Annotated in this window: 22 protein-coding genes and 1 pseudogene; 9 read left to right on the top strand and 14 right to left on the bottom strand. The window is 74.5% G+C overall.

Going from position 1 to position 21,276, the window contains the following annotated elements:
• Positions 1 to 352 precede the first annotated feature (352 nt).
• The gene (locus tag ACF053_RS03195; protein ID WP_391952207.1) at positions 353 to 1,582 is read right to left on the bottom strand and encodes an ATP-grasp domain-containing protein; all 1,230 of its coding nucleotides are present in this window, start codon (positions 1,580 to 1,582) and stop codon (positions 353 to 355) included.
• Between the two features lie 3 nt (positions 1,583 to 1,585).
• The gene (locus ACF053_RS03190) at positions 1,586 to 1,744 is read right to left on the bottom strand and encodes a hypothetical protein (RefSeq protein ID WP_391952206.1); all 159 of its coding nucleotides are present in this window, start codon (positions 1,742 to 1,744) and stop codon (positions 1,586 to 1,588) included.
• Between the two features lie 119 nt (positions 1,745 to 1,863).
• Between ACF053_RS03190 and ACF053_RS03185 the strand changes: the two genes are divergently transcribed.
• Both ACF053_RS03185 and ACF053_RS03180 read left to right on the top strand, forming a co-directional pair.
• Entirely contained in the window at positions 1,864 to 2,838 is a 975-nt protein-coding gene (locus tag ACF053_RS03185; protein ID WP_391952205.1) for a LuxR C-terminal-related transcriptional regulator, read from the top strand.
• Positions 2,839 to 2,964: 126 nt separating this feature from the next.
• Positions 2,965 to 3,699 carry a 3-keto-5-aminohexanoate cleavage protein gene (locus tag ACF053_RS03180; protein WP_391952204.1) on the top strand — a complete coding sequence of 245 codons (735 nt, stop codon included), beginning with the start codon at positions 2,965 to 2,967 and terminating at the stop codon, positions 3,697 to 3,699.
• A gap of 34 nt (positions 3,700 to 3,733) precedes the next feature.
• Here the strand turns inward: ACF053_RS03180 and ACF053_RS03175 are convergent, their stop codons facing one another.
• Positions 3,734 to 4,528, bottom strand: a complete 795-nt coding sequence (locus ACF053_RS03175) for an MBL fold metallo-hydrolase (RefSeq protein WP_391952203.1) — start codon at positions 4,526 to 4,528, stop codon at positions 3,734 to 3,736.
• Between the two features lie 75 nt (positions 4,529 to 4,603).
• Between ACF053_RS03175 and ACF053_RS03170 the strand changes: the two genes are divergently transcribed.
• The 5 genes from ACF053_RS03170 (at position 4,604) to ACF053_RS03150 (ending at position 9,171) form a co-directional block, all read left to right on the top strand.
• Positions 4,604 to 5,266: a CGNR zinc finger domain-containing protein gene (locus ACF053_RS03170; RefSeq protein ID WP_391952202.1), complete on the top strand. Its 663-nt coding sequence runs from the start codon at positions 4,604 to 4,606 to the stop codon at positions 5,264 to 5,266.
• A gap of 268 nt (positions 5,267 to 5,534) precedes the next feature.
• Positions 5,535 to 6,908: a TrkH family potassium uptake protein gene (locus ACF053_RS03165; protein WP_391952201.1), complete on the top strand. Its 1,374-nt coding sequence runs from the start codon at positions 5,535 to 5,537 to the stop codon at positions 6,906 to 6,908.
• A complete protein-coding gene (locus tag ACF053_RS03160; RefSeq protein WP_391952200.1) occupies positions 6,901 to 7,611 on the top strand; it encodes a potassium channel family protein in 711 nt (236 codons plus the stop codon). Before ACF053_RS03165 ends, ACF053_RS03160 begins: the two co-directional genes overlap by 8 nt.
• Before the next feature lie 217 nt (positions 7,612 to 7,828).
• Positions 7,829 to 8,233 carry a BlaI/MecI/CopY family transcriptional regulator gene (locus ACF053_RS03155; RefSeq protein ID WP_391952199.1) on the top strand — a complete coding sequence of 135 codons (405 nt, stop codon included), beginning with the start codon at positions 7,829 to 7,831 and terminating at the stop codon, positions 8,231 to 8,233.
• A gap of 5 nt (positions 8,234 to 8,238) precedes the next feature.
• Positions 8,239 to 9,171 carry a M56 family metallopeptidase gene (locus ACF053_RS03150; RefSeq protein WP_391952198.1) on the top strand — a complete coding sequence of 311 codons (933 nt, stop codon included), beginning with the start codon at positions 8,239 to 8,241 and terminating at the stop codon, positions 9,169 to 9,171.
• An 86-nt stretch (positions 9,172 to 9,257) separates the two neighbouring features.
• On the opposite strand, the gene ACF053_RS03145 is transcribed toward ACF053_RS03150, so the two are convergent.
• Both ACF053_RS03145 and ACF053_RS03140 read right to left on the bottom strand, forming a co-directional pair.
• The gene (locus ACF053_RS03145) at positions 9,258 to 9,713 is read right to left on the bottom strand and encodes a tellurite resistance TerB family protein (protein WP_391952197.1); all 456 of its coding nucleotides are present in this window, start codon (positions 9,711 to 9,713) and stop codon (positions 9,258 to 9,260) included.
• A 120-nt stretch (positions 9,714 to 9,833) separates the two neighbouring features.
• Positions 9,834 to 10,109 (bottom strand): annotated as a pseudogene (locus tag ACF053_RS03140) (sporulation protein); the annotation flags it as partial.
• A gap of 259 nt (positions 10,110 to 10,368) precedes the next feature.
• Between ACF053_RS03140 and rpmF the strand changes: the two are divergent.
• The gene (rpmF, locus tag ACF053_RS03135) at positions 10,369 to 10,539 is read left to right on the top strand and encodes a 50S ribosomal protein L32 (protein WP_058941174.1); all 171 of its coding nucleotides are present in this window, start codon (positions 10,369 to 10,371) and stop codon (positions 10,537 to 10,539) included.
• 5 nt (positions 10,540 to 10,544) lie between these two features.
• Positions 10,545 to 11,717, top strand: coding sequence for a GTP-binding protein (locus ACF053_RS03130; protein ID WP_391952196.1), 1,173 nt, complete (start codon positions 10,545 to 10,547; stop codon positions 11,715 to 11,717).
• Positions 11,718 to 12,017: 300 nt separating this feature from the next.
• On the opposite strand, the gene ACF053_RS03125 is transcribed toward ACF053_RS03130, so the two are convergent.
• The 9 genes from ACF053_RS03125 to ACF053_RS03085 all read right to left on the bottom strand — a co-directional run bounded on the left by ACF053_RS03125 (position 12,018) and on the right by ACF053_RS03085 (position 21,276).
• Positions 12,018 to 12,491, bottom strand: coding sequence for a Fur family transcriptional regulator (locus tag ACF053_RS03125; RefSeq protein WP_391952195.1), 474 nt, complete (start codon positions 12,489 to 12,491; stop codon positions 12,018 to 12,020).
• A 103-nt stretch (positions 12,492 to 12,594) separates the two neighbouring features.
• Complete coding sequence (locus ACF053_RS03120) at positions 12,595 to 13,839, bottom strand: MFS transporter (protein WP_391952194.1); 1,245 nt, start codon at positions 13,837 to 13,839, stop codon at positions 12,595 to 12,597.
• Positions 13,840 to 14,036: 197 nt separating this feature from the next.
• Positions 14,037 to 14,858: a Rossmann-like domain-containing protein gene (locus ACF053_RS03115; RefSeq protein WP_391952193.1), complete on the bottom strand. Its 822-nt coding sequence runs from the start codon at positions 14,856 to 14,858 to the stop codon at positions 14,037 to 14,039.
• A gap of 138 nt (positions 14,859 to 14,996) precedes the next feature.
• Complete coding sequence (locus ACF053_RS03110) at positions 14,997 to 15,788, bottom strand: phytanoyl-CoA dioxygenase family protein (RefSeq protein WP_391952192.1); 792 nt, start codon at positions 15,786 to 15,788, stop codon at positions 14,997 to 14,999.
• A 65-nt stretch (positions 15,789 to 15,853) separates the two neighbouring features.
• Positions 15,854 to 16,888 carry a pyridoxal-phosphate dependent enzyme gene (locus ACF053_RS03105; protein WP_391952191.1) on the bottom strand — a complete coding sequence of 345 codons (1,035 nt, stop codon included), beginning with the start codon at positions 16,886 to 16,888 and terminating at the stop codon, positions 15,854 to 15,856.
• Positions 16,889 to 16,904: 16 nt separating this feature from the next.
• Positions 16,905 to 17,672, bottom strand: a complete 768-nt coding sequence (locus ACF053_RS03100) for a methyltransferase (RefSeq protein WP_391952190.1) — start codon at positions 17,670 to 17,672, stop codon at positions 16,905 to 16,907.
• A 42-nt stretch (positions 17,673 to 17,714) separates the two neighbouring features.
• Entirely contained in the window at positions 17,715 to 19,493 is a 1,779-nt protein-coding gene (locus tag ACF053_RS03095) for an ABC transporter ATP-binding protein (protein WP_391952189.1), read from the bottom strand.
• The gene (locus ACF053_RS03090; protein WP_391952188.1) at positions 19,490 to 20,332 is read right to left on the bottom strand and encodes an ABC transporter permease; all 843 of its coding nucleotides are present in this window, start codon (positions 20,330 to 20,332) and stop codon (positions 19,490 to 19,492) included. The genes ACF053_RS03095 and ACF053_RS03090 overlap by 4 nt, the downstream gene beginning before the upstream one ends.
• Entirely contained in the window at positions 20,329 to 21,276 is a 948-nt protein-coding gene (locus tag ACF053_RS03085; protein ID WP_391952187.1) for an ABC transporter permease, read from the bottom strand. The genes ACF053_RS03090 and ACF053_RS03085 overlap by 4 nt, the downstream gene beginning before the upstream one ends.

Below are 21,276 nucleotides of genomic sequence, written 5' to 3'. Positions count from 1 at the left end.
GACGGGGGAGGGCGCGGTGGGGTTCGGCCGCGAGGCGTCCCTGGGGCGCCGGCGGTCGCGGCCGCGCGGGGACGCCGCTCGGACCGGCCGGGGTGACGAGGGTCGTACCCGGCCGGATGGTGGCGGCGCGCGGTGACGGGGGTGGGGGGGTGAACCGGCCGACCGTGGGCATCGGCGGGCCGTGGGTACCGGGCGCACCGGCGTGCACCGGTGGGCCGGACACCGGCCGGCCGCAGGAGCCCGGCCGGGCACGGATGGCGTGCCGCGCCGTGGCGTCGGCCGGTCCGGGGCCGTCCGGCGCGGCGCGGGGCTGCCGCGGGGGCCCGCCGTCGGCGACAGCGGTGCGCGGGGGTCAGTCGGTGATGACGGCCGTGTGGGAGTCGAGGACCTCCAGGTCGCGGCGGAGCGTGTCGAAGTCGTCGTTCCAGAGCAGGACGCTCGCGGCGAAGTCGCGGATGTCCTGCGGGGCGGAGGTCGTCTGACCGACCTCCACGTTCCACTGCCAGTGGTGGTCACTGCGCAGTCGCGCGCGGTCCAGGCGGGAGACGCGCCCCTCGACCTTGGGGAAGTACACCCAGGCCGCGTGGGGCCCCTCGGTCCTGCTGCCGGGCAGGCCCTCGCCCCGCTGCAGACGGAAGTGCGCCTCCTCGATGTCCAGGCCCCAGCGGATCCGGCTCGTGGAGGGCACGAGCGCGGCCGGGGCCCGTGCGGCGATCTCCAGGAACACCAGGCTGCCGTCGGGCCGTTGGTAGATCTCGTGGTGGTAGGCACCGTTGCGGGGCTTGTCCGCCAGGGCGTCGAGGACGCGGCGGTTGAACTCCAGCAGGGACGGCCGGGCCGGGTGGTCGTCCGGGAGGGTGTGGCTCGCGCACACCCGGCCGTCGACGTACTCGTAGCACGGGTGGAGGTAGGCGTTCGCCTCCGCGTGCACGATCTCGCCGTCCTGGACGGCCGTGTCCACGTGGTACAGGGTGCCCCGCAGGAACTCGTCGACCTCGAACCGGCGGGACCCGGCCTCCTCGGCCCACGCGTGGAGCTCCGCGGCGTCGTCCAACCGCCGGGCGCCCACGCTGCCGGACTCGTCCAGCGGTTTCACGAACATCGGCCAGCCGAGGGCCTCCTCCAGCGCGGCGACGTACCCCTCGGGATCGTCGCGGTGGGCGGCGGCGTCCCACTCGCGGTGCGCCGGCAGGGCGATGCCGGCCGACCGCAGGGCCTCCTTCATGGCGATCTTGTTCGTGAACGGTGCGAGCCGTGCGGGCTCGTCACCCGCAAGTCCGAGCCGTGCGCGCACCTCGGCGACGACCCCGAGGGAGTACTCGTCGTGGCACAGCAGGGCCACCTCGTCCCGGTCCGCCCCGGGCAGGTCGGCCCGCATCTCCTCCACGCACGCCGCGAGGGAGTCGGCGGTGAACTCCTCCAGTACGGCCGTCTTCGAGAAGACGTCGGCGCGGCCCCGCTTGAGGAGCTTCTGGTGCTGTGCCGGGCTGGTGACCAGCCAGGTGCGGCGGTGCGGGCGGCTCAGGACGGCGGGGTCGATCCGGAAGGAGGCGACGTCCTGCACGACGATGTCAGTCCGCACGTCTCAGCCCTCACGCAGCGGGACGAAGTCCCATATGTTGCCGTGGCGGACGACCGTCGGCGCCGACTCCGGCGACAGCGCCGACGCGGGCGCCGGGGAGGCGACCAGGACCACTCCGGCCGTCACCGCGGCGATGGCCCATGCGGCCGTTGACCGTTCCATCTAGTTCCCCTTCATCACACGTCGATCCGGGCAAGCAGACGGCTATCCGGATACTCCTGGGGCATGCTCAGCTTCGTGTGACAGGAAGTGGTCAGACCACTACTGGACAGGGGAAAGGCATGACCATCCGACTGGATCGCGTGGATGTGGAGCTCTACCGGGCCGAGATCCAACGACCCAAGAACGGCGAGGCCGAACTGGCCCGGCGGTTGGGAGTGGCACCCGACGAGGTGTGCCGGCGCAGGCAGCGGCTGACCGAGCTGCGTCTGCTCGAACAGGTCGACGACGAGACCTGGGTCGCGCGCAGCCCCCACGCAGCCGCCGACGCCCTGCTGGGCGAGGAGGAGAGGCAACTGGAACGACGACGTCTCGACGTCGCGCAACGCCGCGAGGCACTCACCGCCCTGACCGCCGACTACCTGGACGCCCGCCGCCTGCGGTCCGACGCCGGCCAGGTGGAGGTGCTCCAGGGGGTCGAGACCGTCCGCGCCACGCTCAGCGAACTGGCCGCGCTCGCCGCCACCAGCGTCGACTCGATGGCCCCGGGCGGGGCCCAGAGCGAGCACGCCATCCGCGCCGCCCTGCCCCTCGACAAGGAGTTACTCGGCCGCGGAGTCGCCCTCCGCAGCCTCTTCCTCGAGTCCGCACGATCGCACTCCGCCACCTTCCGCTACCTCAAGGACATCCACGACGCGGGGGCCCACGTCCGTACGACGAGTCTCCTGCCCACGCGCATCCTGATATACGACCGCAAGACGGCCATAGTCCCCCTGGACGCGCAGAACACCGCGCGCGGCGCGGTGGTCGTCCGGGACCTGCCGCTGCTCAACCTCCTCAACCACCTCTTCGACCTCTACTGGGACCAGGCCGCCCCCTTGGACGCCGCCCGCACGAGGCCGGTGGAACTCAGCGACCTGGAACGGACCGTCCTGCGGCTGATGGCCGCCGGCCAGCTGGACGAGGTCATCTCCCGTCACATCGGCCTGTCGGTCCGCACGACCCGCCGGATCATCAGCGACCTCACCAGACGCCTCGATGCCAACAGCCGCTTCCAGGCCGGGGTGCGGGCCGCCGAGCGGGGGTGGATCGCCTGACCGCCGCCGCCCACCTGCCGCACCCCGGCCGAGGTGGGCGACCCGCTCCGCCGCCGTGCGGCGCCGCGCCGGTGACCCGCCGCCCGGAAGAGCGGTGCGGCGGCGGAGCCGTGGCACGATCGGAGCATGATCCAAGCGTGTCTGAACGGTCGGCGCACGACGCGGGACCACCCGGCGGTACCCCTCACGGCGCGGCAGTTGGCGCGGGACGCCGAGCTCGCCCGTGCCGCCGGGGCCTCCGGTGTGCACCTGCACCCCCGGGACCGCCACGGCGGGGAGAGCCTGGACGCGGCGGTCGTCTCGGAGGCCGTGCGCGCGGTCCGCCGGGCCTGTCCCGGACTGGAGGTCAGCGTGTCGACCGGCCTGTGGATGTGCGAGGGGGACGCCTCCGCGCGCGAGGCCGCCGTGGCCGGGTGGGCCGACGCGGAGCACCGCCCGGACGTCGTGTCGCTCAACCTCGACGAACCGGGCTTCGGCCGCATGGCGGGCGCCTTGGGGGAGCTCGGTGTCGGCGTCGAGGCGGGCGTGTGGTCGTCGGCGGACGCCGAGCGCCTGCTCGACGGCCCCCACGCCGCCACCTGCCACCGCATCCTCGTGGAGATGATCGACCTCCCCACCGAGCGGGCGCTTCCCGAGGCCGACGGCATCCTGGACCGACTGGCGCGGGCGCGGCTCGACGTCCCCGTCCTCCTGCACGGCGAGGGCGAGTGCACCTGGCCCGTCCTGGACCACGCGCTCGCCCTCGGCCTGCAGACCCGCATCGGCCTGGAGGACACCCTCACCGACCCCGAGGGCCGGGACGTGGACGGGAACGCCGCGCTGGTGCGCCACGCGGTCACCCGCCGGGCGCGCGTCCACTGACGCCCCGCCACGCCGGCCCGCGGGTGCGGGTGCGTCAGCCGCGGGTGCCGAGGTCCAGTCGGTCGGCCAGCCCGGCCGCGCCGAACGCCGCGACGAGCCGGTCGCGGCCCTCCGTGAAGTGCGCCCAGCTGTCGTAGTGGACGGGCACGACACGGCGGGCGCCGAGGAGGACGGCGGCCTCGGCCGCCTGCGCGCTGTCCAGCACGATGGGTTCGCCGCCGAAGACGACCGGGAAGCGCGGGGCCCCGGCGAAGAGGACGGCGGTGTCCACGGGCCCGAACCGGGCCGCGATCTCCTTCACCAGGTCGAGTGAGGCGTTGTCGCCGCTGACGTAGACCGTGGGGAGGCCCTCGCCGGTGAGGACGAAGCCGACGACCTGGCCGGTGATCGCCTCGACCTCGTCGCGCTCCCCGGGGCCGTGGAGGGCGGGCACGCCGGTGACGGTCACCGTGCCGCCGCCGGGGCGTTCCAGCTCGACCGACTCCCAGTCGGCCAGGCCCTTCGCCCCGTCCCCCAGGCGCTCCCCGCCGCCGGGCGTGGTGAGGGTGAGCGGCACGTCGGCCAGCAGGGCCCGGCCGGAGGTGTCGAGGTTGTCGGGGTGCTCGTCGTGGGACAGCAGGACCACGTCGACGCGGCCCAGGTCGGCGGGGACGGCGGCGGCGGGCGCCGTCTTCACCAGGCGCGGGCCGCCCGGCGTGGCGTACTCGCCCGGCGCGTCGAACGTCGGGTCGGTGAGGAAGCGCAGGCCGCCGTACTCGAACAGCGCGGTCGGGCCGCCCAGGACGCGGACGGGGAACGGCTCACCGGTGGGACTCGTCGCAGAAGACATCAGAACCTCACGGATCGTAGGAGGTTTATCCGTGAGTACGGTAGGGGGTCCTCACGGATGGGCGCAAGCCGTACCATGAGAGCCATGGAGGAGACCGTGATCGCCGACCCGCTGCCGCCCGCGTCCGGCGCCGAGCAGTACCCCGCGCTCGACCTCGCCAACAGCGCTGTCACGCTGCCCGGCGGGCAGCGCCTCGACCTCCTCGACACCCCCGCGGGAGCCGAGCGGTGGCTCGTCGACCGCGGACTCGCCCCGGTCGACACCGGCATGCAGGAGCTCTGCGCCTCCCTGCTGCGCTCCCTGCGCGAGCACGTCCGCGCCCTCCTCGCGGCCCACACCGCCGGCCTGCCCGCCCCCGCCGACGCGCTGACCGCCCTCAACGGCGCGCTCACCCGGGCCCCGGCCGCCTCCCTGCTCCGCTGGGACCCGGACCGCGGCCTGTACCGCGAGACGGCCCACCCGGTCACGCAGATCGTCGAACACGCCCTCGCCGTCCTCGCCGCCGACACCGCCGACCTGCTGACCGGCCCCGACGCCGACCGGCTCACCGCCTGTGGCTCCACCCCCTGCAACCGCTACCTGCTCCGCCACGGCCGCCGCCACTGGTGCTCGGTCCGCTGCGGCGACCGCGCCCGAGCCGCCCGCGCCTACGCCCGCCGCACGGCGGCCGCCGCCCCGCATCGCGGCGGCACCACGACGCCGCCGGACGGCACGCGCCCGCCGCGGGCGCGGCTTTGACGGATCCTTGACGCCGGACCGGCACCGCGCCGGAAACTGCCGGGTCCCGGCAGGAAAGTCCCGCCAGGATGATCTCCGGCCCGAGGCCGGTTGCCCGTCCCCGCGGAGGCTCGCTCCCGCGGGCCGGGCGCCGGTGCCGCGCGCCGCCCGGGATGGCGCGACGGCCCCCGCCGGAGGCGTTCTGCGGAGGTAGGGTGACTGGCGCCTCCGGCCGCGGGTCACCCCTGCCGGCGGTGGCGGTATCCGAACGTACGAAGAAGGCTGGACAGTGGCGGGGCAAGCGATGAGGGCGTGGCGGTACCTGCTCGCCAGACATCCCGCCCGTACCGTCGTCGTCGCCTTCGCCGCCGTGGTCCTGGGCGGCACCCTGCTGCTCGCCCTGCCGGCCTCCTCCGCGCACGGCGGCGCGACCGACCTCGTCACCGCGCTGTTCACCGCCACCTCCGCCGTCTGCGTCACGGGCCTGGCCGTGGTGGACACCGGGACGTACTGGAGCGGGTTCGGCCAGGGGGTGATCCTGGCGCTGATCCAGGTCGGCGGCTTCGGCATCATGACGTTGGCGTCGCTCCTGGCGCTGCTCGTGTCGGGGAGGATGCGCCTGCGGCTGCAACTCACCGCCCAGGCCGAGACGAAGAGCCTCGGCATCGGGGACGTACGGCGCGTCCTGCTCGGAGTCGCGGGCTCCACCCTCGCCGTGGAGCTCGCGGTCGCGGCGTGCCTCGCCCTGCGCTTCCGGTTCGGCTACGGCCAGTCCATCCCGGACGCCGTGTACTCCGCCGTCTTCCACGCCGTCTCGGCGTTCAACAACGCCGGCTTCGGCCTGCACGCCGACAGCCTCACCCGGTACGCCACCGACCCCTGGGTGACGCTGCCCGTCGCGGCCGCCGTGATCCTCGGCGGCATCGGCTTCCCCGTGCTGCTGGAGGTGCTGCGCCACCGCAACCGGTACCGGACGACCGGTCGGCGCGGCTGGTCGCTGCACACCAAGCTGACCGTACTGACGACGGCGACGCTGCTGGCCACCGGCACTCTCCTGACCTGTCTGCTGGAGTGGGACAACCCGGGCACGCTGGGCCCCCTGCACTGGGGCGGGAAGTTGCTGAACGGCTTCTTCCACTCGGCGATGGCCCGGACCGCCGGGTTCAACGCCGTCGACATCGGTGCGATGGAGGCGTCCACGCTCCTCATGACGTGCACCCTGATGTTCATCGGCGGCGGCAGCGCCGGCACGGCGGGCGGCATCAAGGTCGGCACCTTCGCCGTCCTGGCCGCCGCGATGGTCGCCGAGGTGCGGGGCGAGCCCAACTCGACGGTCATGGGGCGGCGCATCGCACCCCACGCGCTGCGCCAGGCCCTGACGGTCGCCCTGCTCGGCGTGGGCTTCGTCACGGCCGCCACCCTGGCGCTGCTGGTGGTGGTGGACGCGCCGATGGAACCGGTGCTGTTCGAAGCCGTGTCGGCCTTCGGCACGGTGGGGCTGTCGACAGGCATCACACCGGACCTCCCCGTGGCGGGCGAGCTGATCGTGATCCTGTTGATGTTCGTCGGCCGGCTCGGTCCGGTCACCCTCGTGTCGGCGCTCGCTCTGCGCGAGCGGACCCGCCGCTACGAGCTACCCGAGGAGCGACCTGTCATTGGGTGACTACCTGCACTCCCTGCGCCGGCGCCGGAAGCGGACCGCCGACCCCGAGAAGCGGGACCAGCGCGTCGCCGTCATCGGCCTGGGCCGGTTCGGCAGCTCCCTGGCCCACGAGCTGACCCGCCGGGACTGGGACGTCCTCGGCATCGACACCGACCGGCAACTCGTCCAGCGCTACGGCGACTCCCTCACGCACACCGTCCTGGCCGACTGCACCGACCCGGAAGTGCTGCGCCAGCTCGGCGTCCACGAGTTCAGCAGCGCGGTCGTCGGCATCGGCACGGACATCGAGGCGAGCATGCTCATCGCCTCCAACCTCCTCGACGCCGGGGTGCCCAACATCTGGGCGAAGGCGATCAGCCGGCAGCACGGCAGGATCCTGGAACGCCTCGGCGTCCACCACGTGGTGCTGCCCGAGCACGAGATGGGCGAGCGGGTCGCGCACCTGGTGACCGGCCGGATGCTGGACTTCATCCAGTTCGACGACGACTACGCCCTGATCAAGACGGTCGCCCCCGCCGTCGCCACGGCCGTGCCGCTGGGGGAGAGCCACGTGCGCAGCAGGTACGGGGTGACCGTCGTCGGCATCAAGCGCCCGGGCCGGGCCTTCACCTATGCGACCGCCGAAACGGTCATCGAGAAGGGCGACGTCATCGTCGTCACCGGCAGGACGCAGGCCGTGGAGGCGTTCGCGGAACTCGACTGACCCGTGTCCCGGCCGCGGTCGCCGGCCGTGGCCCGCCGGTCGTGATGTCCGTGCGCGGGGGGAACGCCACCTGCCGCCCGTGCCAGGGGACGGGGACGGGGCGGTCGACGAGGAGGCGCCGCGCGATGTTCCACCGGTCGTTCCCACCGCGTCACCCCTCAGTACGATGAACCACTCCGGCGGCGCGTGCCGGGCATGCGGAGCGGGAGGAGGCGGCGTGACGGACCGGAACCAGGGTGGTGCCCCCCACCAGCCCCGTCGCCGTGGCCAGGGCGAGCTGGAGGCGCAGGTGCTGGCCGCGCTGCGGGAAGCTCCCGGCCCCGTGAACGCCGGGTGGGTGCAGGAGCGGCTCGGTGGTGGACTCGCGTACACCACCGTGATCACCATCCTCACGCGTCTGCACGGCAAGGGAGCGGTCGCCCGGGAGCGGGCGGGCCGGTCCTTCGCGTGGACGCCGACCGCGGACGAGGCGGGGCTGGCGGCGCTGCGGATGCGGAGGGTGCTGGACGCCGAGGAGGACCGGGAGGCCGTCCTGGCGAGCTTCGTGACCGCCCTCCCACCGGGTGACGAGCAGGTGCTGCGCGACCTGCTGGCCCAGGCGGCCGACGAGGGGGAGGACTGACCGCCATGGGGGTCTTCGTCTTCCTGCCGCTCGTCCTGCCCTTGAGTGCCTGGCCGATCGCCCGGCTCGCCGAGCAGCACCTGCATCCGCGTGCGGCCACCCGGATCCTGGCGGGGGTCGCCTGCGTGCTGGCCGTGTGCAGCACGCTGTGCCTGGCGCTGCTCGTGGTGGTCGGGACCGCGCAACTGCCGGGCAACCCGCTCCCCGACGGCTGGTCCGACCCGGAGGTGCGCGCGGCGCTCCCGTACGACGAGGTCGCGGGCAAGGTGGCCATCCCCGCGCTGATGGCCGTGACCGCGGCGTGCGCCAGGACGGTGTGGCGCCACCACCGCGTACGCCGACGGGCGGCGCACGCCCTCGCGCCGCTGCCGTACCGGTCCGTTGTCGTGCTGCGGGACGCGGCGCCCTACGCGTACGCCCTCCCCGGCGGGCCGCGCGGCCGGGTCGTGGTCACCACCGGCATGCTCGACCGGCTCGGCTCGTCCGAGCGGCGCGCCCTGTTCGCGCACGAGCGGGCGCACCTGGCGGGCCGGCACCACCGCTTCCTGCTGGCCGTGCGGCTCGCGGCCCGGGCCAACCCGTTCCTGCGGCCGCTGCGCACCGCCGTGGCCTACACCGCGGAGCGCTGGGCGGACGAGGACGCCGCCGAGGAGGTCGGCAACCGGCGCCTGGTGGCGCGGGCCATCGGCAAGGCGGCGCTCGTCACCCGCGGTGCGCCCGTCGCGACGCTCGCGGGCTTCGCGGGGGCCGGGCCCGTACCGCGCCGGGTGGCCGCGCTGCTGGCGCCGGCGCCCGCCGCGCGCGTCTGGCCCCCCGCCTCCACCACCGTGGGCCTGGCGGCCTGGGGCGCCGCCGCGGGGACGACGGTCTCGGCGCTGTCGTCGGCGAACTCGGCCGTCACGCTGTTCTTCGTCCTGAAGGCGGCCACACCGCTCTGACGCACGGCGAAGGGGCCTTCCTCCCGGACTCGGAGGAAGGCCCCTTCGCCGTGCGTCCCGGTCACGGCGCGGGCGGACCCGGTGGGTCAGAGGTCGAACTCGTGCGGCGGGAGCCCCAGTACGTAGCAGGCTTCCCGTACGACCGCCTGCTCGGTCTTGTCGAAGTCGCCGTCGGCGCCGCCGATGACGATGCCGATCTGGACGACCGCGCGGGCCTCGGCGGGCTTCTTCTTCGCCTTGGCGATCTCCTGGAGCAGGCTGACCTTGCCGAAGTCGAAGTCGGCGGTGAGCTTGTCGAGGCCGGCGTCGAAGCGGCGCCGCAGCTCGTCGGCCGGGAAGTTCTGCAACACCTCGTTGCCGGCGATCAGTTCGGCGACGCGACGCCGCTCGGCCGGGTCGATGGTGCCGTCGGCCGCGGCGACCAGGGCGCAGATCGCCATGGAGGCGTCGCGGAAGGCGCCGCTCTTGAGCTCGTGCTTCTTCGCCGTGAGCTGCGTCTGCATCGTCGATGCGGACTCCTTGATGCGGTCCCACAGGGCCATGGGGACTCCGTTCGTGTGTCGGGGTGGTCCGGGCCGGACGGGGGCGGGCCCGGACCACCGCGTCTTCTACATTGCTGTAGAAGTTACCAGGGGTGCGGAGCCGCCTGGTGCGGGGGCACTTCAGCCCTCGTCACCCTCGTCCCCGTCTCCCTCGAAGAAGTCGCCGATCTCGTCCACGACTTCGGCCGCGACCATCCCACCGGCGACGCCGACGGCCAGTCCGGCCGCGCCCGCCGCGACCGCGGTGGCCGCGCCGGGGCCGGACCGGTGGCCACCGTGGCCGTGGGCGTGACCGTGGTGGAGGTCGTCGGGGTCCCCGTACGGCGCGTGGCCACCCCGGTGGGCGCGGTGCTCGACGAGTCGGCGCACCCAGCCTTCGACCTCGGCGTTCCAGTCGGTGCGGGGGTGGCGACGTTCCTCCGGGAGGGATTTCCGGTCTTCCTGAATTCAGGATCTGCCGACCTCTCTCGTCGTGCCCGCTCTCGCCTCCGCCGCCTCCCCGCTCGCCCTCTTCGTGGGTGCGGGGGAGGGTGCGTGCGGCTGCCGTCCCGGCCGCGACGGCTGCGGCTGGGGCGATGCGGGCTCACCAGCGACTTGGTAATGGGATCCATTTTCATATAGCGTCTCGGTCACCACCTGTTCGAGGGAGTTGGCCATGGCCGTACCGAAGCGCAAGATGTCCCGCAGCAACACGCGTCACCGCCGGGCCCAGTGGAAGGCCGTCACGCCCCAGCTGGTGCCGGTCACGGTGGACGGCACCGTCCACCGGGTGCCGCAGCGGCTGGTGAAGGCGTACGAGCGCGGTCTCCTGCGCCCCGAGGGCTGAGCGCGATGGGTGCCACCGACCGCCGACTGCCGGTGACCGTGCTCTCGGGCTTCCTCGGCGCCGGCAAGACGACCCTGCTCAACCACGTCCTCGGCAACCGCGACGGGATGCGCGTCGCGGTGATCGTCAACGACATGAGCGAGGTCAACATCGACGCGGCGCTGGTGCGTGGCGGCGAGGCCGCCCTGTCGCGGACCGAGGAGCGCCTGGTCGAGATGACCAACGGCTGCATCTGCTGCACCCTGCGCGACGACCTGCTGGAGGAAGTGGACCGGCTGGCCCGCGAAGGCCGCTTCGACCACCTGCTCATCGAGTCGAGCGGCATCTCCGAGCCCATGCCCGTCGCGGCCACCTTCGCCTTCCCCCGGGACGACGGCGCGACCCTCGGCGACCTGGCCCGCCTGGACACCATGGTCACCGTGGTCGACGCGGCGAACTTCCTGCCCGAGCTCGCCGGGGGAGACGGCCTGGTGGAGCGTGGGCTGGACCAGTACGAGGAGGACGAGCGGACGGTCAGCGACCTGCTGATGGACCAGATCGAGTTCGCCGACGTCCTCGTGCTCAACAAGCTCGACCTCGTCGAACCGGCCGACGCCCTCCGGCTGCGCGCCGCCCTGAACCGGCTGAACCCCGCCGCCCGGGTGGTGACCGCCGTCCACGGACGGGTGCCGCTCGACCAGGTCCTGGGAACCGGTCTGTTCGACCTGGAGCGCGCCCAGGAGGCCCCGGGCTGGGTCATGGAGCTCAACGGCGACCACGTGCCGGAGACCGAGGAGTACGGCATCTCCAGCCTCGTCTTCCGCTCCGACCGGCCCTTCCACCCGGGCCGGTTGTTCACCTTCGTGACCGAGGAGCTCGACAGCGGCGCCTTCGGGCAGGTCCTGCGCTCCAAGGGGTTCTTCTGGCTCGCCAGCCGCCCGCTGATCACCGGACTGTGGTCGCAGGCGGGATCGGTGGCGCGCTTCGAGCCCTCCGGCGTCCGCGACGCCGCCCAGGGCCAGGAGCTCGTCTTCATCGGCACCGGCCTGCGGCCCGAGGCCCTCAAGGCGGCGCTGGCGAACTGCCTGACGGTGGAGGGCGAAGCCCTCCCCGCGAACGACCCGTTCCCTTCCTGGGGCTCGTACGGGATCGACGACGCCTGCGAACACGAGCAGTCCACGCTCGTGCGGTCGGGCTGACGCACTCCGGGTCGGGCGGTGGTCGCAGCCACGGCACCGCCCGACCCGGCCCCGCCGCGCGACCTCCCCGGTCGGACTCCGGCCGCACGCCGCTCCCTCGGCCCGCGCCGCCGGGGGCGCGGGCCACCGCACCCGTCAAGGACGGCCGCCTCCGCGCCGCCACCACCTGCCGCCCCGTGCACGCCACGTCGGCCGTGCGCGGCGCCACGTCCCCGTGCCCCCGCCCTTCACGGCGGAGGCACGGGGACGTCGGCGTGCGGGTGGCGGGCGGGCACCTCGAAGTGGCGCCGTCCGGACGGTTCAGGAGGGGACCACGTGGGACGGGTGCGGCTCCCCTCCGCCGTGCTCCCCGCCGTACTCCACCCCGCCGTCCCGGCAGTCGGCGCAGAGCCCGGTGAGTTCCAGGGTGTGCTCCACCTCCGCGAAGCCCCGCGACCGTACGACGGCGGCGACCCACTCCTCGATGACATCGGCGTCCAGCGGCTCGTCGCGGCGGCAGCCGCGGCACACCAGGTAGTGGCGGTGCCCGGCCCCGGGGCGGTGGCGGTAGAGCCGCTCGCCCGCGTCGTCGCGTACGACGTCGGCGCCGCCGGCGCGCTCCAGGTCCTGCAACGCGCGGTACACGGTGGTGAGGCCGACGCGGACGCCCGACTCGCCCATCAGCCCGTGCAGTTCCTGGGCCGACACGAACTCGGCGCGTTCCGCCAGCGCCTTGGCCACGGCGGCGCGCTGACGGGTCGTGCGCCGGTTCCTCCCGGTTGCTGTGACGGTCACGGCCGACTCCCTGCTGGACGTTGTTCCTGTCCACCCGGGCCCGGGGTCCACGGGCGATCCCCGTGGACCCCGGGCCGTGAAGGCCACCGCGTGCGCGGGTCCCTCAGTCTCCGGAGGCGGCGGGTGACCGGGCGACGACACGGGCCAGGACGAGCGCCACGAGGGTCAGCCCGCCGAGGACCGCCGCCGTGCCAGGGAAGCCGCCGAGGTCCAGGCCCACGCCGCCGAGTCCCGCGCCGACGAACACCCCGAGGCTCATCCCGGCGGCGTTGACGCTCAGTGCCGTGCCGCGCAGGGGGCCGCAGCGCCGTACGAGCAGGGTGGTGACGCACGCCGCAACCGTCGCGTGCCCCACGCCGACGAGCGCCGTCAGCGGCAGGGCCAGCCAGAGGGACCGGGTGAAGAAGACGCCCACCAGCGCGGCCAGCGCCACCACCAGCCCCAGCGTCATCAGCCGTTCCCCCGAGATCCCCGCCCGTTCGACGCTCAGCAGCCGTCCGGCGAACAGGTTCCCGAGGAAGAACGACGTGCCGCTGAGCGTCCACACCATCGCGAACGGTCCCGGCGCCAGCCCGAACCGCTCGTCGTAGAAGGCGGCGAGATAGGCGAGGTACCCCATGAACGCGGCCGTGCGCAGCATGGCGACCAGGACCAGCGGCACCACGCCGGGCAGGGCGCCCAGGAGCCGGAACGACTCCACGTAGCCGGGCCGCTCCACCTCGTCGTTGGCCCGCGCCTCCGCACCGGGCTCGGCCTTCCGCCGGCCGCGCAGCAGGAAGTACAGGGACAGTGCGGAACAGAGCGCGGCGATGACCCACAGGTCGCCCCGCCAGCCCCACAGCAGCGCCGGCAGCGCCACGAGCGGCGCGGCGAGGAGCGCGGTCAGCGACTGGGTGGCGGTGATGAGCGTCGCCGCGCGGCCCGCGGCGGCGTCGTCGTCGAAGCGGTCGGCGGCGGCCGCGGTCAGTGCCGGGTTGAGGACGGCCGTACCGGCGCCGACGAGGAGGCAGAAGGCGGCCAGCAGGAGGAGGTCGCCGCCTGCGCCGAGTGCCGCCGAGACCGCGAGCACGGCGAGGCCGCCTGCGGCCGCCCACTCCCGGCGGACGCGGTCGATCAGCGGGGCCAGCGCGGTGCCCACGGCGAGGGCGGCCAGGCCGCCGAGGCCGCGCAACTGGCCCAGGGCCGCGACGCCGCCCCCCGAATCGTCGGCGATCGGGACGAGGAAGGTGCTGTAGATGGTGAAGGGCACCAGACCCACGGCGGAGGCCAGCATGAACGGCCACAGGACGCGGGCCATGCGCAGGTCGCCGGGGACGGCTGCCGCGTCCGCGACGGCCTTGTCCGCCACTGCCGTCGCGTCCGGCCCGGCCTCCGGTCCGGGGGTCGACGGACCCGGGGCGGCCCCGGCCGCGGCCCCCGGGATCGCGGCCTCCGTGACGGCGGCTTCCGGGTGGCCCCCGGAACCCGCGCCCGCACGGGCCGCCGGCTCCGGCCGCGTCCCCGTGGTCGGTGATGGTGAGGGTGCGGGGCCCTGGGTCTCGCTGCTCACGCCTGCCCCACCCGGTACCGGTAGAGCGCGGTCGCGTCGGCGCTGAACTGCGAGAACGGGAAGGGCTCGGCGGACAGCGCGGTCACACCGGCACCGAGGAAGGCACGGGCGACGGCGCTGCCGGTCTGGGCGTAGACCACCAGGGGCAGGGCGTGCTTGCGGCAGTGTTCGAGGATCCGGTCGAAGCTGCCGTTGCTGAGGGTCATGCCGGTGGCGACCACGGCGTCGGCCGCGTCCAGGACCTGGTCCATGTCGTCGGTGACCGGGTCGCCCCAGTTGGTGGTGCGCAGGTTGAAGTCGCAGGGCAGCGGCACACCGCCCTGCTCGCGTATCGCCGCGACGAGCGGGTTGACGACGCCGATGAGCGCGACCTTCGCCCCCGGGGCGATGTCGAGGAGCCCGGCCACCGCGGCGTCCCGCGCCCGGGCCCGCTCCTCGGGCGTACCGGTGGGCAGGGTGACGGTCTCGGCCTCCGCCGCGTCGCGGTGCGGCCGTACGCGGCCGAGGTAGGCGTCGAGCGCGGCGACGCGCACCGGCGCCGACTCGTGCCGGAGGAGGGTGTCGAGGGTGTGGCCGGAGGCCTCGGCGCAGAAGTCCGGGGGGAGTTCGCCGGCTTCGAAGGAGCAGGCGCCGAAGGCGTCGCCGGAGCGGAGCAGCAGGTAGTGGTTGCGGTAGGTGACCTGGCTGCCGGCGAGTCGGGTGGTGTGGTGCAGCCAGAAGGCGCTGGTGACGGCCAGCTCGCCGGGGAGCGGCCCGAAGGCGCCCTCCAGGGCGGCCTGCTGGAGCTCCGGTACGGACTGCGGCTGTGTGGGAGACATGGCGGTTCCTTCTCGAGTGTGTGCGGACACGGGTGTGGTGGGGCACCGGTGAGGCGCCCCCGTGGGGTGCGGCACCAGGGGCGCCGCGCGAGGGGTGGTGCGTGGAGGGGGACGGGGGGGACGAGGGGGGGGAGGGGGTCAGGGCAGGTCGGCCAGCCGTTCGGCGCGGTAGGGGAGGTCGGACAGCTCCGGCCGCCCGGCCGGCTGGAAGCACAGCAGGAGCGAGCGCCGGTCCGCGGCCGACCGGTTGGGCCCGGAGCGGTGCACGACGAGACCGGGGAACATCAGCACCGATCCGGCCGGTGCCTCGACGGTCACGGCGCCGCGCACGTCGGTCCGCGCCACGTCGACCAGCAGACCGGTGGGTTCGGACCGGTCCCGCGGCACGGGCCCGGCCAGGTGGCTGCCGGGCACGAGCACGAGCGCGCCGTTGTCGGCCGTGACGTCGTCGAGGAAGACCACCGCGGTGGCGATGTCCCGGGCGGCCGGGCCCGCGCAGCAGTACCAGTACGGATGGTCCTGGTGCCAGGGGAACTCCGACCCGACGCCCGCCCGCTTGAAGTTCAGCTTGGACGTGAACCTGCCCAGCCGGGCGCTGCCCACCATCCGCCGCATGGGCGCGGTGATCCGGTCGTCGGTCCACAGGGCGTCGAGCACCGGGTCCAGATGGGTGACGGGCGACAGGCTGCGCACGACGGGCGGACGGGCCCGCGGCTCCCAGTGGACGGTGGTGCCGTCCACCCTCTCCAGCCGGTGTCCGTCCGGCCACACGGTGACCTCGGTGGTGTCGTCCGGGGCCCTCCCGGTCACCCGGGCGAGCACGGACTCCGCCGCCTGGCCCAGGGCCGTCGTCTCGGCGGCCCCGAGGAGCCGCGGCAGGAGGACGACACCGCGGGTGAGCTGCTCGTCGAGGGACAGGTCGAGGGACATGGGGCACCTTCCGGTCGGTCGCGGTGGGGGGAAGCGGACTGATCCGCTCCGCCTCGCGACGGACGCTAGGCCGTCTCCGCCACCAGGGCGGGCGCGCCACGCAGCAGCGCGCTGTCGGCCGGCGGCCAGTCCATGGCCGACCACGGGTGCCTGAGCTGGTCCTGCGTCGTCACCTCGTGCGGACGCATGGCGCCGAGCCCGCGGGCGTCGGAGTGGTGGGCGTAGGCGCTGTCGACGTAGCGGTGTCCGGTGTCGGCGGCGAGGAAGACGTACGTCCTGTCGGTGTCGCGTTCGCGCTCCCAGAGGGTCGCGAGGTACGCGGCGCCGGCGGACAGGCCGGCGAAGATGCCGCTGGCGCGCAGGAGTTCGACGGCGCCGGACATGGCGTAGTCGAAGTTGACCCAGTGGATGCGGTCGTACAGGTCGTGCCGGACGTTGTGGAACGGGATGGAGCTGCCGATGCCGGCGATGATCATGTCGGGGTCGGAGACGTGCTCCGCGCCGAAGGTGACGCTGCCGAACGGCTGGACGCCGACGAGCGTCACGTCACGGCCCGCCTCGCGCAGATAGGTGGCGATGGCGCCGGTGGACGCGCCGGTGCCGACGCCTCCGACGAGCGACAGGGGGCCCTCGGGGACCTCCTTGCGGATCAGGTCGGCGACGTCGCGGTACCCGAGGTAGTGGATGGAGTCGTGGTACTGGCGCATCCAGTGGTAGTGCGGGTTCTCGCGCAGCAGCTCGCCGATCCGCTCGACGCGGAGGTTCTGGTCCAGGCGCAGGTTCTTGGACGGCCGGACCTGTTCCAGGGTGGCGCCGAGGATCTCCAACTGGACGCGCAGGGTGCGGTCCACCGTGGTGGAGCCGACGACGTGGCAGTTCAGGCCGTACCGGTGGCAGGCCAGGGCGAGCGCGTGGGCGTAGATGCCGCTGGAGCTGTCGACGAGCGTGTCGCCGGGCTTCACCTGCCCGGTCTCCAGCAGGTGGCGCACCGCGCCGAGTGCCGAGTACAGCTTCATCGTCTCGAACCGCAGACAGACCGCTCCCGGCGGGACCGCCACCACGTCCGGCTCCTTGACCGCCTCGGCTATGTGCTCGTGCATGTCCTCGTCCTCCCCGTCAGACGGCGTCGTGCCGGATGAGCTTGAACAGGTACGCCTGGCAGTTGTCGCCCTCCCACGTCTGGCGGTGCAGCACGACGGGGCGGAAGCCGGCGTCGACGGCGTGGGCGACGATCCGCTTCAGCTCGGCGGTGTTGGAGACGATCAGGTGGATCTCGCCGTCCGGCGCGAGCAGGTCGCGGGTCACGATCTGGTCGAAGAAGCGCAGGACGATCTCGGCGCCCACGCAGACGTTGCGCACCACCGTCGGGTCGTCGCTCGTCCGCCTGGAGACCGCCGGCGGGTTGAACGTGACGACGTCCAGCCGGGCGGAGTCCGGGAACTCCTCGAAGAGGTTCGACACCAGCGGCCGGAAGACGGTGTCCGACCGGTCCCCGACGATCCGCGCGTAGTGCCCGGCGGCCGCGGCCACGCTGTCCGGGTGGACGTCGACCGCGTAGACCTCCCGCGCCCCCAGGGTGCCGGCGATCACGGCCTCGACGCCCAGGCCGACGCCCATCGCCGCGTACGAGCGGCCCCTGACGGGGATCGTGCCGTCCAGCAGGCGGTCGTGGACGATGCGGCTGGTGTCGCCCGGCTTGAAGACCCCCGGCGGCAGGGTGAACGTCCAGCCGTTGTAGTCGTACGTCCGCTCGGTGTGGATGTCGGACTGGGCGCTGTTCAGGGCGAGGATCTCGTCTCCGGGCAGCGTGTCGGGGAGCGAGTCCAGCAGGGCGCGGACGTCGGTCCGGGACGCTGCGGTGCCGGCTGCGGGCCGGTCGGTCATGGGTCCTCCGTGGTCGTCGGATGGGAAGGGACGTGCGTGTGCTCAGGCACCGGACGCGGTCGGCGCGGTCAGACCCGTGTCGCTCGGGTCCGTGTCGCTCGGGTCCGTGTCGCTCGGGTCCGTGTCGCTCGGGTCCGTGTCGCTCGGGTCCGTGTGGGTCGGGTCCGTGTGGGTCGGGTCCGTGTGGGCCGGGTCCGTGTCCGTGGGGCCCGTGTCCGGGGGAGCCATGTGGGGCGGGCCCCCGTGGGGCGCAGGGGTGTGGGGCCGACCCTGGTCGGCCGTACCCGTGTCCGCCCGCCCCGTGCCCAGGTCCATGGCGCTGACGAGCCGCCGGGTGAGCGTGGCCCGGGGCGCGCGCAGCACGTCGTCGGGCGGGCCGGTCTCGACGACGTGCCCGTCGTCGACGACGACGACGTGGTGGGCGACCCCGGCGAGGAGCGCGAGGTCGTGGCTGACCCAGAGGAGCGCGGTGCCGTGCTCCTCGCGCAGCCGCGCGAGCTCGGCGAGGACGGCCGCGGTGGCGGCCGGGTCCAGAGCCGTGGTGATCTCGTCGCAGACCAGGACGTCGGGCGTCGCGATGACCGCCCGTGCCAGGGCCGCCCGCTGCAGCTCGCCACCGGACAGGCCGGCGGGCCGCCGTGCGGCACTCGCCCCGTCGAGCCCCAGACGGCTCAGCAGCCGCAGCGCCTCGGCGCGCGCGTCGCCGGGCGCGAGGCCGCGGAGCCGTACGGCGGTACGGGCCACCTGCTCGACGACGGGGCGCCGCTCGTCGAAGGAACCCCGCACCTCCTGCCACACGTACTGCACGCGCCGCTTCTGCTCGCGGGTGCGCCGCCGCAGCACGGGCAGGGCCACACCGTCCAGGAGCACGTGTCCGCGGTGCCGTTCGTGCAGGCCGGCCACACAGCGTGCCAGGGTCGTCTTGCCGCTGCCGGACAGTCCGGCGACCCCCACGCAGGCCCCGGCCGGCAGGCGCAGGTCCACGGAGCGCAGGACCGGATCGCGGCCACGGCCGCGCAGGTGCGCGGAGAGCCCGCGCACCTCCAGGACGGGAGGCCGGTCGGGGGCCGTGGGGACGTGGCGTACGGTCCCCGGCCGGGGCCGGGCGGGCAGGGCCTCCGCGGGGGTCCCCGAGGCCGTCACCCTGCCCCGCTCCAGGACGACCACCCGGTGGGCGAGGGCCCGCACCAGGTCGTGGTCGTGGCTGAGCAGCAGGATGCCGAGCCCCCGGCGGGTGAGCGAGGCCAGTTCGTCCGCCAGCCGCATCCGCGCCACCGTGTCGAGTCCGGTGCTCGGCTCGTCGAGGACCAGGACGCGGGGCCGGCACACCAGCGTCTGGGCGAGCGCCACGCGCTGGCGCTGCCCGCCGGAGAACTGGTGCGGGAAGCGCCGTACGACGTCCCGCCCCGGGGGGAGCTGGGCGGCCTGGAGGGCCTCGGCCACCGCGACCGGCGGCGCGGTCTCCGGGCGGTGCAGCCGCGCCAGTTCGGCGAGGACCGGGCCCGTGCGGCGCGCCGGGTTCAGCGCGCTCCCCGGGTGCTGGGGCATGTACGCGACGACGCGCCCGAGTACCGAGGCCGCCTCCGCGGTCGGCCCCCGCTCGTCCACGACGGTGACCCCGCCGACGCGGACCCGGCCGCTCAGCCGCACGCCCGGCCCCGCCTCGCCCAGGAGCGACAGGGCCGCGGTGGTCTTGCCGCTGCCCGACGGGCCGACGAGCGCGGTGACGCGCCCCTCGTCCAGGTCGAAGTCGGCCGCGTCGAGCAGCACCGAGCCCCCGGCGTGTGCGGTCAACCCGCGGACGGTGACGAGCGCGGTCATCGGACGGCCTCCTGCGTACGGTGCCGGGAACGGGCCAGCAGACGGTCGGCGAACAGATTGAGCCCCACGGTGAACAGGACGAGCATCGCGGCCGGCGCCAGCACGGCCCACGGCTGGAGCAGCAGGCCCTCACGCCCGCGCGCGATGCTCACCGCCCAGTCGGGCGCCGTCGGGTCCAGCCCGAGGCCGAGGAAGTTCGCCGAACCGACCAGGAACACCGCGAGGGTGACCCGCGTGCCGATGTCGGCGGCGACCGGCGCGAGCACCGACCGCGCGACGAGACCGAACTGGACGCGGGCCCAGGACTCGCCCTGCAGCCGCAGGGCCTCGGCGACGGGACCGCTCGCCGCGTCCAGCGCCGCCGCCCGGACCAGCCGGGCCACGGGCGGGACGTTCACGGCGGCGACCGCAAGCGCGATGGCGACCGGGGAACCCCGCCAGCCCACCGCTACCACGCTGATCACCAGGAGCGTGGGCAGCGGGAGCAGCACGTCGAGGGGCCGGATCAGCAACTCGTCCAGCCACCGCCGGCGGGCCGACGCCGCCACCAGTCCGGCCAGCCCGCCCACCAGGTAGGCGAGGGCGACCGCGCCCAGGGCCATGCCGAGCGCGCTGCGCCCCCCGTGCAGCAACAGGGCCAGCACGTCGCGGCCCAGGGCGTCCGTCCCGAGGAGGTGCTCGACGTCACGCGCCGCGTACGGGGCGGCCAGCCCGGGGGCGGGGGCGTCGGCGAACAGCGGCCCCAGCACGGCCACGCCCAGGGGCAGGGCGACGAGGACGGCGCCGACCGACGCCCCGAGGGCGCCCAGGGGGCCGGGCCGCCGCTTCGACGGCTTCACCGCAGGACCTCCGTCCGTGGCACGAGGCGATGGCAGACCAGGTCCGCCGCGAGGCTGAACAGCAGCGCCGCGGCCGCGACCACCAGGGCGAGGCCCTGCACGGTGGGTACGTCCCGCGCCTCGACCGCCCGCACGAGGGCGGTGGCCACGCCGGGCACGGCGAAGACCGCCTCGACGATCAGCACACCGCCGACGAGGTTGTCGCCCACGCGTGCCAGCTCCTGGATGCCGGGGATCGCCGCGTTGGGCAGGAGGTGGCGCAGCAGCAGCGTCCGGCGGGGCACGCCCAGGCGCCGGGCCTGGGCGACGTACCCCGCGCCGAGCACGGAGACCACGCCCGCGCGCACCTGGCGGGAGAGCAGGCACACCATGCGGGCGGCCACCACCGTGACCGGCAGGACCAGCAGCGTCGGTTCGGCGAACAGGTCCGCCGTCCCGACGCCCACCCACGTGGCGGGCAGCAGGCCGAGCTTGAGGGACAGGCCGGCGACGAGCAGCAGCGCCAGCACGAAGTCCGGTACGGCGTTGAGCGCCAGGGTGACGGAGGAGACGGCCCGGTCCAGGCGCCCGCCCTCCCGCAGCCCGGACGCGACCCCGAGCAGCAGGGCGAGCGGCAGCACGACGGCGAGTGTCACCGCTCCGAGCACCAGGGTCGTGCCCACGGTGTCGGCGAGGATGTCGCGTACCGGACCGCCGCTGACCAGGGAGGTGCCGAGGTCGCCGGTCGCCAGTCCCGCCGCCCAGTCGGTGAACCGTTCCACCGCGGGCCGGTCCAGGCCTAGTTGCTCGCGCAACGCCGCGACCTGCGCGTCGGTGGCGTCCTCGTCGTTGCGGACGTCGGCCGCGTCACCCGGCAGGAGGGCGGTCAGGACGAAGACCAGCACCGCCAGGAGCGCGAGTTGGCCGACGCCCAGGGCGAGCCGCTGCAGAGCGTACCCACGCAT

The sequence above is a fragment of the Streptomyces kanasensis genome (assembly GCF_043077165.1).
In the GTDB taxonomy this organism is placed as follows: Bacteria; Actinomycetota; Actinomycetes; order Streptomycetales; family Streptomycetaceae; genus Streptomyces; species Streptomyces changanensis.
Note: the sequence above shows the minus strand (reverse complement) of the source record. Positions and strands in the feature narration are given on the sequence as shown.

Bases quoted from the DNA above. Each gene is read 5' to 3' on its own strand.
- ACF053_RS03145 (WP_391952197.1), bottom strand. From the start codon at position 9,713: ATGGCCCTGTGGGACCGCATCAAGGAGTCCGCATCGACGATGCAGACG.
- ACF053_RS03180 (WP_391952204.1), top strand. From the start codon at position 2,965: ATGATCCAAGCGTGTCTGAACGGTCGGCGCACGACGCGGGACCACCCG.
- ACF053_RS03175 (WP_391952203.1), bottom strand. From the start codon at position 4,528: ATGTCTTCTGCGACGAGTCCCACCGGTGAGCCGTTCCCCGTCCGCGTC.
- ACF053_RS03130 (WP_391952196.1), top strand. From the start codon at position 10,545: ATGGGTGCCACCGACCGCCGACTGCCGGTGACCGTGCTCTCGGGCTTC.
- ACF053_RS03105 (WP_391952191.1), bottom strand. From the start codon at position 16,888: ATGCACGAGCACATAGCCGAGGCGGTCAAGGAGCCGGACGTGGTGGCG.
- ACF053_RS03190 (WP_391952206.1), bottom strand. From the start codon at position 1,744: ATGGAACGGTCAACGGCCGCATGGGCCATCGCCGCGGTGACGGCCGGA.
- ACF053_RS03170 (WP_391952202.1), top strand. From the start codon at position 4,604: ATGAGAGCCATGGAGGAGACCGTGATCGCCGACCCGCTGCCGCCCGCG.
- ACF053_RS03110 (WP_391952192.1), bottom strand. From the start codon at position 15,788: ATGTCCCTCGACCTGTCCCTCGACGAGCAGCTCACCCGCGGTGTCGTC.
- ACF053_RS03085 (WP_391952187.1), bottom strand. From the start codon at position 21,276: ATGCGTGGGTACGCTCTGCAGCGGCTCGCCCTGGGCGTCGGCCAACTC.
- ACF053_RS03115 (WP_391952193.1), bottom strand. From the start codon at position 14,858: ATGTCTCCCACACAGCCGCAGTCCGTACCGGAGCTCCAGCAGGCCGCC.
- ACF053_RS03100 (WP_391952190.1), bottom strand. From the start codon at position 17,672: ATGACCGACCGGCCCGCAGCCGGCACCGCAGCGTCCCGGACCGACGTC.
- ACF053_RS03095 (WP_391952189.1), bottom strand. From the start codon at position 19,493: ATGACCGCGCTCGTCACCGTCCGCGGGTTGACCGCACACGCCGGGGGC.
- ACF053_RS03150 (WP_391952198.1), top strand. From the start codon at position 8,239: ATGGGGGTCTTCGTCTTCCTGCCGCTCGTCCTGCCCTTGAGTGCCTGG.
- ACF053_RS03185 (WP_391952205.1), top strand. From the start codon at position 1,864: ATGACCATCCGACTGGATCGCGTGGATGTGGAGCTCTACCGGGCCGAG.
- rpmF (WP_058941174.1), top strand. From the start codon at position 10,369: ATGGCCGTACCGAAGCGCAAGATGTCCCGCAGCAACACGCGTCACCGC.